Below are 12,336 nucleotides of genomic sequence, written 5' to 3'. Positions count from 1 at the left end.
TTCGATGACCATCGGAAAATCCCTCGCAGTTGTAGTGCTGATGGCATGTTTTTGCATCGATGCGACGGGTTTGGTGCGCGCCGAATTGCCGCCGCAGTTCACAGTGTGGCAGAACTTTGCGGCGATCGTTGCGATGCGTGATATTCCCGAGCGACTCGGCACGGTCGATCGTATCGAGCGGATTGGCGTGGGTCGTTTCAATATTCACGGCGGCAATTGCGCGATCCTCGCCACGGTGGTGCGTGAGCCCGCGAAGAGTCCCGACGGGAGACCGGTACCAGGACCATCGCGGATCGTTCGGGTCGATCTCGGCGAGAAGCAGTGCAAGTCGTAAATTTGACCGAGCGTGTGAAGGAAAAAAGATGCGGACCTTCCTGATGTCTCTTGGTGTAGTTCTGGTCGCGGCGTCCGTGCAGGCAGCGGACACCAAGGGCGGCAAGGATCATCCGTTGCTGCCGCGATATGACGGCTCGGAGATCATCCGTTACAAGCAGGAAGCGTTCACCGACTACAAGCTCGCGATCGCGCCGATAAAAAGTCCCGGCGGCAAGGACAAGAACGCGAATTCCGTGACCCCGCTGGAGGGTAAGTTCACGCAGATCTCCTACAAGATGCCGGAAGGCCGCGCGGCATTGGAGGTGTTCCGCAACTACGAGCAGGCGATCAAGAAAGCCGGCTTCGAGACGCTCTTCACTTGCGAGCGCGAGGCATGCGGCGGGCGAAACTTCAGCCTCGCTATCGCCGGCGACCCGCTCTACATGCTGTTCGGAGACCAGCAGGCCGACCAGCGCTACATCGCCGCGCGGCTCAAGCGGGCCGAAGGCGACGTCTATGCCTCGCTCTATGTCATCATGCACCGCTCGGGCGGTGGACCGCTCAAGGACCGTGCACTGGCGCTTCTCGAAATCACCGAAGTCAAGCCGATGGAAGAACGGATGGTAGTGGTGGACTCGTCCGCCATGCAGCGTGATATCATTGCACAGGGACGTGTCGCGGTTCACGGCATCCTGTTCGACTTCGACAAAGACACCATGCGCTCCGATTCGAAACCGCAGATCGAAGAGATCGCCAAGCTCTTAAAAGAGCAGCCCAATATGAAAGTGCTGATTGTCGGGCATACCGATTCCAAGGGAGCGCTCGACTACAACCGCGACCTGTCGTATCGCCGCGCACGATCCATTGTTGAGACTCTTAGCCGCGACTATGGCGTCGTCGCGGCGCGTCTGACTCCACTTGGAGTCGGGATGGCCTCCCCGATGGCGACAAACCGCACCGAAGAAGGTCGTGCGCTGAACCGGCGGGTCGAGTTGGTCGACGCCACGAATTGAGGACAGAAAGCAGAGGCCATGCCTGATACCTCCTTCGACGTCGTCATTATCGGCTCCGGTCCGGGCGGCTATGTCACCGCGATCCGTGCCGCCCAGCTTGGATTCAAGACTGCAATTGTCGAGAAGCAACATCTCGGCGGCATTTGCCTGAACTGGGGCTGCATTCCGACTAAGGCGCTGCTGCGCTCGGCGGAAATCTATCACTACATGCAGCACGCCAAGGATTACGGCTTGTCGGCGGAGAAGGTCAGCTACGATCCGAAGGCTGTAGTGCAGCGCTCGCGCGGCGTGTCCAAGCGCCTCAATGAAGGCGTCGGCTTCCTGATGAAGAAGAACAAGATCACCGTGGTCTGGGGCGATGCATCCATCGATGCACCCGGAAGGATCACGGTGAAGGTCGGCAGCACCGATGCGCCGAAGGGCGTGCTGGGTGCGGGCAGCTATCACGCCAAGCACATCATCGTCGCGACCGGGGCGCGGCCGCGCGTGCTGCCGGGGCTGGAAGGCGACAAGAAGCTGGTCTGGACCTATTTCGAGGCGATGGTGCCCGATCGCGTGCCGAAGTCTCTGCTCGTCGTCGGCTCCGGCGCGATCGGCATCGAGTTCGCCTCATTCTTCCGCACCATGGGGGCCGAGGTCACAGTTGTGGAGGTGCTGCCGCAGATCCTCCCCGTGGAGGATGCCGAGATCGCCGGCCTTGCCCGCAAGCAGTTCGAGAAGCAGGGCATCAAGATCATGACCGGCGCCAAGGTGACCAAGCTCGACAGGAAGGCGGACAGCGTCGTCGCCACCATTGACGCAGGCGATGGCAAGCCGGTTACCGCCGAGTTCGAGCGGGTGATTTCGGCGGTCGGCGTGGTCGGCAATATCGAAAATCTCGGATTGGAAAAGCTCGGCGTGAAAACTGATCGTGGCTGCATCGTGATCGACGGCTACGGCAGAACCAACGTACCTGGCATTTATGCGATCGGCGATGTCGCGGGACCGCCGATGCTGGCGCACAAGGCCGAGCACGAGGGGGTCATCTGCATCGAAACCATCAAGGGGCTGAAAACGCACCCAATGGACAAGCTGCTGATCCCGGGCTGCACTTATTGTCACCCGCAAATCGCGTCTGTCGGCCTGACCGAAGCCAAGGCCAAGGAGGCGGGCAAGGACATCCGCGTGGGCCGCTTTCCGTTCGCCGGCAACGGCAAGGCCATTGCGCTGGGCGAGGATCAGGGGCTGGTGAAGGTCATCTTCGACAAGGCGACTGGGCAATTGCTCGGCGCGCACATGGTCGGCGCGGAAGTCACCGAACTGATCCAGGGTTACGTGGTCGCGATGAACCTGGAGACGACCGAGCAGGAATTAATGCACACCATCTTCCCGCATCCGACGCTCTCGGAAATGATGAAGGAAGCGGTCCTCGACGCCTACGGGCGCGTGCTGAACATGTAAGAGCAATAGCGGGTTTGGACAGCAACCGCGCAGGCTCGGATTTAGCCTGCTCGGACTACCGCAAAACTGGATATTGCTCGGTCAGAAACCGCGCGAGTTATTGATTGAGGGCACCATGCCGCGGGGCAACAGAGCCATGTTGCCCCGCGATAAGCGTTGTTGCCAGGTCGCAACACCAGCCGGTCATTTAACCCTACAAACAGGTGGCTCTTGCAGACGCCGCTATTTAGCCACACCCCTTCGTGAAGAATTTACTCGTCGGCTAAAGGCTGGCGCTTTTGGTGGCTCGGGACCTCCCGGAAGCGTCTTCAGAAAAAAGGCCGCTGGGAGGAGTGGGTTCGCGATGGACGTCGAGGCGGGCATCAAGAGCAGGCTGTCGAACCGTCACGTCGCGGAAGGTCAGACGCGCGAGCCCGGCCGTTCGGATTCGTATGGCGCGCGATGGATCGTTTCGCTTAACCCTGCCGGGCTCGCGATCGTTGTTGGCGACACGCGGATCGTAACGGCGGTCGGCTGGCCTTCTGACGTAAATTTGATTTGTGCCCAATGCCCTGACCGCGAGACCGAATGGCGGATCGGCGCGACTAATCCTACATCCGGCGAGCGCACAAAATACGCTCGGCAGTTTGGACAAATGTTTAGTGGTACCCTGACCTATTCGGGTCGGATGTTCGAGAAGTTGCGTTATGCGGATGGCTAGGAGTACAGCTTTTGCGTTGGCGTGGAGCGTGGCGTGCGTGAGCGTGTCGGCCTTTGCCTTCGATGGAACCGTGGCCGGACAGCAGGATGCCGCAGCGGCGCTTCCCGTAGCCACTGCGCCCCTCGCTGGTGGGGAGACGCTGAAAAAGGCGGTGGCCCCGAGCGCGTCGTTGACAGCCCTGCAGTATGCGGCCGAGGGTGGGCACCCGATTGCCCAGTGGCGGCTGGGGCGTATGTACGCCAACGGCGACGGCGTCACCCAGGACGATCTACGCGCTTTCCAGTACTTCAGCCGTATTGCCAATGCGCATGCCGAGGACAGCCCTTCGGCGCCGCAAGCCCCCGTTGTAGCCAATGCTTTTGTTGCGCTTGGACGCTATTACCTACAGGGGATTCCTAACTCGACCATCAAACGCGACGCCGAGCGCGCACGAGAGATGTTTTCCTATGCGGCCTCCTACTTCGGCAATGCCGATGCGCAATACGATCTGGCGCGGCTTTATCTGAAAGGGGTCGGAGCTCCTCACGATGTCAAATACGGCGCCCGTTGGCTAGGTCTTGCGGCGCAAAAGGGCCAGCATCAGGCGCAGGCGATGCTCGGCAAGATGCTGTTTGTCGGCGATCAGTTACCCCGGCAGGCTGCCCGTGGACTGATGTGGCTGACGCTGGCGCGGGATGCCGCTCAGCCGGACGAGACCTGGATCACCGAGAGCTACAATAAGGCGATCGCGAAGGCTTCGGAAGACGATCGCGCCATGGCGCTGCAGATGCTGGAGCACTGGGTGCAGGGGCGACGGGATTAGCGCGGAAGTGCGTTAGCAGTCCGCCGTACAGCTCTGAAATCTCTAAAACAAGAAGACTGCGTCGCTAAGGCTGTCCGGCGGGGTCCAGCTCCAGATCGATCCACACCGGAACATGGTCGGACGCCTTCTCCCAGCCGCGGACATGACGATCGATTCCTACTCCGCTGAGCCGGTCGCTGGCCTGCGGCGACAGCAGCAGATGATCGATCCGCAATCCGTTGTTCTTCTGCCAGGCGCCCGCCTGATAGTCCCAGAAGGTGTATTCTCCCGAGGCATCCGACACCGCTCGTAATGCGTCGGTCAGGCCCAGCCCGAGCAGCGTCTGAAACGCTTGCCGTGTTTGCGGGCGAAACAAGGCATCATCGACCCATGCGGAGGGGTTGTACACGTCACCCGCTGTAGGGATGACGTTAAAATCGCCGGCAAGTACGAAGGATTCTTCGCCTTTTAGCCGCTCTTTTGAATACTCAATAAGTCGCGATATCCATCTGAGTTTGTAAGGATATTTCTCGGTGTTAGGCGGATTTCCATTGGGTAAATAGAGACAGGCAATCCGGACGACCCCTTGCTTGAGTGAGACAACGCCTTCAAGGAATCGCGACTGTACGTCGTCGTCATCGCCAGCCAGCCGAGGGCGGGTTTCATCGAACGGGAATTTCGATAGCAGCGCCACGCCATTAAAGGTCTTCTGACCGTGCGTCACCACATTGTAGCCGAGCGCCTCAATGGCTTCGCGCGGGAATTGTTCATCTACGCATTTGATTTCCTGGAGACAGACGACGTCGGGCACGGTCTCCCGCAGCCAAGCGAGAAGGTGATCCAAGCGCTGCCGGACCGAATTGACGTTCCAGGTGGCTATGCGCATGAGACGGTCCCGCGTGCGATGACCGACCTGATCGGGCAATCCCGCGCAAAGGTCTTCTTTCGGCGGAGGAGCGGGTCAAACCCGCGCATGACATGAAGGCCTAGATCGAAAAGCTGGTGCCGCAGCCGCAGGAGGCGGTAGCGTTCGGATTAACGACCCGGAACGACGCTCCGATAAGATCGTCAACGAAATCGACTTCGGACCCGCTCAGGAACGGGACGGAGGCTGGATCGACGAGCACCACTGCGGAATCTCGCGCGATCACCAGATCATCGTCGGCCTTGGCCCGTTCGATATCGAATTTGTATTGAAAGCCCGAGCAACCGCCGCCTTCGACGCTGATGCGCAACATGGCGCCGTCACCCTCGGATTTCAGGATTTCCCCGATCCGCCGCGCCGCGCGCTCGCTGACGGTGATGTTGGTTTCTGTCATCCTGCGACTCCGTATGAGATGGCGGACATTGTCCAATATTTTGAATTACCCGCAAGCCATAGTTAAGTGCCCGGGCGACAGAATCAAACGATCGGAAGGGGGCAAGTGCCGTGGCAGTCGGAATGGCAGCTCCCCGCGCGCCTTTTGCCAGCGAGCCCGACCGCAGCCGCGGTCGGTTGTGTGACGAGTCGCCGAGCCGGACCCGCAGCGCGTTTCGGCGCGATTGCGACCGGGTGATCCATTCGACGGCGTTCCGGCGGCTGAAACACAAGACCCAGGTGTTCGTCTATCATGAGGGCGATCACTTCCGGACCCGGCTCACCCATACCCTCGAAGTGGCGCAGATCGCCCGTGCGCTGGCTCGGCAGCTCGGGCTCGATGAGGATCTGACGGAAGCGCTGGCGCTGGCGCATGATCTCGGCCATCCGCCGTTCGGCCACGCTGGCGAACGGGCGCTGGACCTCTGTCTCGGTCCGTATGGCGGCTTCGACCACAACGCGCAGACGCTGCGGATCGTAACCCTTTTGGAGCGCCGCTACCCGGATTTCGATGGCCTCAACCTGAGCTGGGAAACGCTAGAGGGGATCGTCAAGCACAACGGTCCACTGACCGATGCCACGGGGCACGCCATTGGACGTTATCAGTGTCGCGGTGTTCCATTGGGCATCGTCGATTTCAACCGGACCTACGATCTTGAGCTATGGAGCTTCGCCTCGCTCGAGGCGCAGGTTGCGGCCATTGCCGACGACATCGCCTATAACACCCATGACATCGACGATGGCTTGCGCGCCGGTTTGTTCGCTGTCGATGATCTTAAGGAAATGCCGTTAACTGCTGGAATAATCGCTAATATCAGACGCCGTTATCCGACGTTGGATCATGGCCGGCGCGGCGCCGAATTGGTGCGTGAGCTGATCTCCTATCTGATCATGGCCGTTCTGTCCGAGGCAAGCAGGCGGCTTGCCGTTGCACAGCCGCGGTCGGTTGATGACGTGCGGCGGCACTCTGCGCCGCTGCTTGCCTTTCCGACGGAGGCCGTAGAGGCCGAGACTCGGATCAAGGCGTTCCTTAAACAAAGGATGTATCGCCATCCCCGCGTCGTGCGAGTGATGGACCAGGCCGAGACCATTGTTCGGGACCTGTTTGTGCGCTACCGCGACGATCCGGCGGCGCTGCCTGCCGAATGGCTGCCGGAGGATGGCGACAACCGCGAATTCGATGCCGAAAAAGCGCGCAGGGTCGGCAATTTCATCGCCGGGATGACTGACCGGTTCGCTATCAACGAGCACAGGCGCCTTTTTGACTCGACTCCGGAATTGCGTTAGGCGGCGCCTATTCTAGGCCCACTCAAATCGCAGAAGTCATGACCAATTCCAGTCCATCGCAGCATCTTTTCGCGAATGTGCTTGCAAGAGTGCTTAAGGCGTGCGCCGCGCTCGTGGAAGACGGCGCGCTGCCGGCCGGGCTCGATCTGTCGCGGATCGTGGTTGAGCCGCCGAAAGATGCCGCCCATGGTGACATGGCGACCAACGCCGCCATGGTGCTAGCGAAGGACGCCAAGGCCAAGCCGCGCGATCTTGCCGAACGGATCGTGACGAAACTGCGCTCCGACGACTTGGTCGAAAATGCCGAGATCGCCGGTCCCGGTTTCATTAATTTAACCCTGAAGTTGCAAGTCTGGTCTAATGTATTGCGCGATCTACTGCGCGAAGGCGAGGGCTATGGCCGTAGCGCGGCCGGCGCGGGCGAAAAGGTCAACGTTGAATACGTCTCCGCCAATCCAACCGGCCCCATGCATGTCGGACATTGCCGCGGTGCGGTGTTTGGCGACGCGCTGGCGAGCCTTTTGTCGTTCGCCGGCTATGACGTCACGCGCGAATACTACATCAACGATGCGGGCGCGCAGGTAGACGTGCTCGCGCGCTCGGCATTCCTGCGCTATCGCGAGGCACTCGGCGAAAACATCGGCGAAATTCCGGAAGGGCTTTACCCCGGCGACTATCTGAAGCCGGTGGGTGCCGTTCTCGTCAATCTGTACGGCAATAAACTTCTACAAAAGACAGAAGTGGAATGGTTGCCGATAGTTCGACAAGCCTCGATTGAGTGGATGTTGGTTTTAATTCTGCAAGACTTGGAAAAACTAAACATTACTTTTGATAGGTTCTTTTCAGAGAAAGCTCTGGTCGAAGGAGCGATTGAATTTTCTGCGCCCGATCAGCTGCCCGTATTCTTTTTCGGGCGTAAATCGTATGATTTCAGTCCACAAGGTCCGAGCGGGATTCGAGCGTATCTGGCAAAGCGCAAGCTAAAGTCGATGAGCGATGCCACCACTGTAACATTTGACATAAGAGAAGCGCCAAGTCCTATTGGGCAGCCGGACTATTTGGGGAGGACCTTAGAGTTACTTCACAATAAGGGGCTCATTTACGAAGGTCGGTTGCCGCCGCCGAAGGGCGCTCCGATAGAGGACTACGAGGATCGCGAGCAGACTCTGTTCCGCGCCACAGCCTACGGCGACGATGTCGATCGTCCGCTGAAAAAATCGGATGGCGGTTACACCTACTTCGCCTCCGATATCGCCTATCACAAGACAAAATTCGACCGCGGCTTCCTCAACATGGTCGATGTCTGGGGCGCCGATCACGGCGGCTACATCAAGCGCGTTCAGGCAGCGATCAAAGCCGTTACCGCAGGCAAGGCGACGCTCGACGTCAAGATCGTGCAGCTCGTCAAGCTGTTGCGCAACGGCGAGCCGGTGAAAATGTCAAAGCGCTCCGGCGATTTCGTCACTTTGCGCGACGTAGTCGATGAAGTCGGCTCCGACGCCGTCCGCTTCATGATGCTATTCCGCAAGAATGACGCGGTGTTGGATTTCGATCTTGCCAAAGTAATCGAGCAGTCGAAGGATAACCCGGTGTTCTACGTGCAGTATGGTCATGCTCGCGGCTTTTCGATTTTCCGCAATGCAGGGGAGGTGTTTCCGGACCTTCCCGAAGCGGATGCGGCGCGGAGGGATTTCCTCGGGACGGCGGACATGGAACGGCTGTCAGATCCGGTGGAAATCAGCCTGCTACGGAAGCTGGCGCTCTACCCGCGAACCGTCGAAGCGGCCGCCGTGGCACACGAACCGCACCGGATCGCATTCTACCTGTATGATCTTGCAAGTGAATTTCACGCGCTTTGGACGAAAGGGCGCGATTTGCCTCATTTACGCTTCATTATCAATAATGATGCACAAATAACCAGGGCACGGTTGGCGCTGGTTCAGGGTGTTGTCGCTGTTCTGGCATCCGGACTTGCTGTTCTCGGCGTTCACGCGCCGACCGAGATGCGATAGTGGTTTAGCCATCATGAAGGGGATCGTGATGGGCTTGATTGGCAGCTGTTTCGTTTAGAACGAGCGAGTTGGCGCCTTTCCGAAAGGGACGCGACATCACAATGGCTCATCGATATCAGGACAGACCTTTCCCGGAGGACGATGATTACGGGCGCGACGATCGGGGCGCGACAGCCCCCCCGGAGCCGGATCCGCTTGCGGAACTTGCGCGTCTGATTGGTCAGACCGATCCCTTCGGCGATGTCAAACGAGGAGCACCGGTGGCTCCGGTGGATGATCCCGTGGATCACTTCGAGCCGCAGCCAGCCGTAGAGGAAGAGGTTCCAGCCGGTCCGCCTCAGTGGATTCAGAGGCGGATGGCCCAACCTGATCCATCGCCGGAGCAGTTCGAATCCCAGCCGCATCCGGTTCTGCGGCGCGCGGCGGTTTATCCTGACAACCAGCATCAGTCGCCTGAGCCAGAGTCATATTATCAGGCCGACCGTTATGACGACGTGCTGTACGGGAAGCGCCCGGACGAGCAACCGGCGTATGGGGATCATGTTCCACGCGACGCGTATGAAGGCCAGTTTCCGCGCGAGACTTATACGGAAGCGCCATTCGGCTACGAGAACGGTTATGAGGAAGATGAACCGGTACCCGGGCGTCGCGGCAAAATGGCAACCGTGGTCGCGGTTTTAGTGCTCGCCGTGGTCGGTACCGGTGCGGCATATGCTTATCGCACCTTTGTTGGAACTGCCCCGAAAGGTGAGCCTCCGGTCATAAGGGCCAACACCGAACCGAACAAGATCGTGCCTCAGCAGACCGCTTCGGGGGATGCCGTTGGCAAGTTGCTTCAGGACCGGATGTCTACGGAGAACGGCACCGAGCAGATGGTGTCCCGTGAGGAGCAGCCAGTTAACGTCAAAGATGCCGTTAACGCCGGCCCGCGTGTCGTATTCCCGCCGTTGAACCAGAATGGCCATCCGCCGTCCGCAGCAAGCGTGGCTCCGAACATTAAGCCTCCCGCGACGGCGGCAAACGGAACAGTTGCTGGCGATGAACCACACAGGGTCAGGACCCTGACGGTCCGTGGTGATCCGGCCGATCTAACGGCGGCGGCCGTTGCTCGGCCTGAGTCCTCCGAATCTCGGCATACGACTCCCACGGGGCCTGCATCCGGGGCAAATGCGCCTCAGTCGGTGTCACCACAGGCTGCCGAACCGCGCACCCGAATAGCTTCGACCAATCCGACCCAGCAGGCGCCGGTCGTCGCCGGTGCTGGGGGTTATTTGGTGCAGGTTTCCTCTCAGCGTAACGAGGCGGACGCGCGAGCGTCGTTCCGGCACCTGCAGGGTAAATTCCCGGTGCTGGGATCGCGCGCTCCTTTAATCAAACGCGCAGACCTTGGCGCCAAGGGTGTCTACTATCGTGCGATGGTCGGTCCGTTCGGTTCTTCCGAGGAGGCCTCGCGTTTCTGCGGAAGCCTCAAATCGGCCGGCGGACAGTGCGTCGTCCAAAGGAATTAACGGCCGATTCCTTGACCGTCGCGGCCGATGAAGGCTAATCGGCCGCCATGAGTTCGCGCGCATTCATCACGGGAGCGTCAGGCCTGAGTCTGACAACGGAGGAGCGCGAATTCCTGCGCGAACAGCGCCCGTGGGGATTCATTCTATTCAAAAGGAATGTGGACAATCCCCTGCAAGTCGCTCGTTTGGTTCAGGAGTTTCGAGAAGCGGTCGAGGATAGCGATGCTCCCGTCCTGATAGACCAGGAAGGTGGCCGCGTGCAGCGGTTGGGACCGCCCCACTGGCCCGTCTATCCGGCGGGCGCGACGTTCGGCGTCCTCTATGACCGCGACCGTGATATGGGGCTGAAGGCCGCACGGCTCAGCGCACAACTGATCGCGGCCGATCTCGCCGATCTCGGCATCACAGTCGACTGCCTGCCGCTGGCGGATGTTCCGGTGCCGGGCGCGGATGCAGTCATCGGTGATCGCGCCTATGGCGCCGATCCTCACAAGGTGGCGACGATCGCGCGGGCCGTTACTGAGGGACTAGAGCAGGGTGGTGTTCTGCCGGTTCTCAAGCACATTCCGGGTCACGGTCGGGCGACTGCTGACACCCATCACCGACTCCCGATTGTGGAAACCTTGAAAGACGATCTGGAGGCCTTTGATTTCGCTGCATTTCGTCCCCTTGCGGACCTGCCGATGGCGATGACCGCACATGTTGTGTTCAGTGCAATTGATGTCACCCAACCGGCCACGACATCTGCGACAATCATCGAACAGGTGATTCGCGGCACCATCGGGTTTCAGGGATTGTTGATGAGTGATGACGTGTCCATGAACGCGTTGGCGGGATCAATCGCCCAGCGGACGAGGGCGATCGTTGCGGCTGGCTGCGACATAGTCCTGCACTGCAATGGCAATCTGGATGAGATGCGGCAGGTCGTCTGCGAAGCTCCGGAGCTGTCGGGTTTGGCGCTGGACCGCGCCCGGCGAGCGCTGGCGGCGCGCAAACCGCCGCAACCGTTCGACCGCGAGGCGGCGCGGGCAGAACTCGACGCGTTAACGGCAGCGGGGGCAGCGAGCGCATGAGCGCGGAAATTCTGTCGTTTGAAACAGGCCGGCCCACCGAGCCCATCGTCACCGACGAGGTTTCGCTCGTGGTCGATGTCGAGGGTTATGAAGGGCCACTGGACCTGTTGTTGGCGCTCGCCCGCCAGCAAAAAGTCGACCTGGCGAAAATCTCCATTCTGGCGCTTGCCGATCAGTATCTCGTTTTCATCGAGGCGGCCCGCAAGATTCGTCTCGAACTGGCTGCCGACTATCTTGTCATGGCGGCATGGCTGGCATTTCTGAAATCGCGCTTGCTGCTGCCGGAGCCGCCGACGCCGGATGGGCCCAGCGCCGGTGAGATGGCGACGGCGCTTGCAAATCGTCTGCGACGCCTTGAGGCCATCCGCGAGGCATCGAACCGCCTGATGAATCGCCAGCAGTTGGGGCGTGACATCTTTCCGCGAGGCAACCCGGAATCGATCGCTGAGATCCGCCATCCAAGATTCACCGCGACGCTGTTCGACCTGCTCTCCGCTTATGCTGTGCAGCGGCAGCAGCGTGTCTTGACGACCGTTCATATAGCCAAGCGAACGGTCTGGTCGTTGAGCGAAGCACGAGCCTCGCTTGAGCGTCTGGTCGGTCTCTCCGGCGAGGATTGGGGATGCCTCGACCAGTATCTGATGACCTTTGTTGTCGATCCGTCGCAGCGGGCTACCGTGTTCGCGTCGAGTTTTGCGTCTGCGCTCGAATTGGTGCGCGAGGGCGTCATGGATCTGAATCAAAAAGAAGCCTTCGCGCCGCTTTATTTTCGCAAGCGTGCGCGGCAGCTGGCACCCGATCCGATGGCGGGGCCGGACACCTCGGCGCAGTAAGTGAAGAAGGAGAGCGA

General features: G+C 60.0%; 12 protein-coding genes. 10 read left to right on the top strand and 2 right to left on the bottom strand.

Annotation, left to right across the window (positions count from 1 at the left end; all coding sequences use genetic code 11):
* Positions 1–4 precede the first annotated feature (4 nt).
* The 5 genes from ACM561_RS09535 (at position 5) to ACM561_RS09515 (ending at position 4,270) form a co-directional block, all read left to right on the top strand.
* Positions 5–334, top strand: coding sequence for a hypothetical protein (locus ACM561_RS09535; protein ID WP_425904671.1), 330 nt, complete (start codon positions 5–7; stop codon positions 332–334).
* Positions 335–362: 28 nt separating this feature from the next.
* A complete protein-coding gene (locus tag ACM561_RS09530) occupies positions 363–1,328 on the top strand; it encodes a DUF4892 domain-containing protein (protein WP_425904669.1) in 966 nt (321 codons plus the stop codon).
* Between the two features lie 18 nt (positions 1,329–1,346).
* Positions 1,347–2,768 (top strand): dihydrolipoyl dehydrogenase, encoded by a 1,422-nt coding sequence (gene lpdA, locus ACM561_RS09525; protein WP_425904667.1) that lies wholly within the window; start codon positions 1,347–1,349, stop codon positions 2,766–2,768.
* Between the two features lie 343 nt (positions 2,769–3,111).
* A complete protein-coding gene (locus tag ACM561_RS09520) occupies positions 3,112–3,468 on the top strand; it encodes a hypothetical protein (RefSeq protein WP_425904666.1) in 357 nt (118 codons plus the stop codon).
* On the top strand, positions 3,455–4,270 hold the full coding sequence (locus ACM561_RS09515; protein WP_425904664.1) for a tetratricopeptide repeat protein: 816 nt from the start codon (positions 3,455–3,457) through the stop codon (positions 4,268–4,270). Before ACM561_RS09520 ends, ACM561_RS09515 begins: the two co-directional genes overlap by 14 nt.
* A 64-nt stretch (positions 4,271–4,334) precedes the next feature.
* Here the strand turns inward: ACM561_RS09515 and xth are convergent, their stop codons facing one another.
* Complete coding sequence (gene xth, locus ACM561_RS09510) at positions 4,335–5,135, bottom strand: exodeoxyribonuclease III (RefSeq protein ID WP_425904663.1); 801 nt, start codon at positions 5,133–5,135, stop codon at positions 4,335–4,337.
* Between the two features lie 100 nt (positions 5,136–5,235).
* On the bottom strand, positions 5,236–5,568 hold the full coding sequence (gene erpA, locus ACM561_RS09505; protein ID WP_309772763.1) for an iron-sulfur cluster insertion protein ErpA: 333 nt from the start codon (positions 5,566–5,568) through the stop codon (positions 5,236–5,238).
* A gap of 110 nt (positions 5,569–5,678) precedes the next feature.
* On the opposite strand from erpA, the gene ACM561_RS09500 reads away from it, so the two are divergent.
* The 5 genes from ACM561_RS09500 (at position 5,679) to ACM561_RS09480 (ending at position 12,319) form a co-directional block, all read left to right on the top strand.
* A complete protein-coding gene (locus ACM561_RS09500; protein WP_425904661.1) occupies positions 5,679–6,893 on the top strand; it encodes a deoxyguanosinetriphosphate triphosphohydrolase in 1,215 nt (404 codons plus the stop codon).
* A 38-nt stretch (positions 6,894–6,931) separates the two neighbouring features.
* Positions 6,932–8,905, top strand: a complete 1,974-nt coding sequence (locus ACM561_RS09495) for an arginine--tRNA ligase (protein WP_425904659.1) — start codon at positions 6,932–6,934, stop codon at positions 8,903–8,905.
* 101 nt (positions 8,906–9,006) lie between these two features.
* Positions 9,007–10,413 (top strand): SPOR domain-containing protein, encoded by a 1,407-nt coding sequence (locus ACM561_RS09490; protein WP_425904657.1) that lies wholly within the window; start codon positions 9,007–9,009, stop codon positions 10,411–10,413.
* Positions 10,414–10,460: 47 nt separating this feature from the next.
* Positions 10,461–11,486: a beta-N-acetylhexosaminidase gene (nagZ, locus tag ACM561_RS09485; RefSeq protein WP_425904655.1), complete on the top strand. Its 1,026-nt coding sequence runs from the start codon at positions 10,461–10,463 to the stop codon at positions 11,484–11,486.
* Entirely contained in the window at positions 11,483–12,319 is an 837-nt protein-coding gene (locus ACM561_RS09480; RefSeq protein WP_425904653.1) for a segregation and condensation protein A, read from the top strand. Before nagZ ends, ACM561_RS09480 begins: the two co-directional genes overlap by 4 nt.
* Positions 12,320–12,336: the final 17 nt, after the last annotated feature.

Source organism: Nitrobacter sp. TKz-YC02 (genome assembly GCF_049852135.1).
GTDB lineage: Bacteria > Pseudomonadota > Alphaproteobacteria > Rhizobiales > Xanthobacteraceae > Nitrobacter > Nitrobacter vulgaris.
The sequence above is the reverse complement of the archived record's forward strand: the minus strand, read 5'-3'. Positions and strand labels throughout refer to the sequence as shown.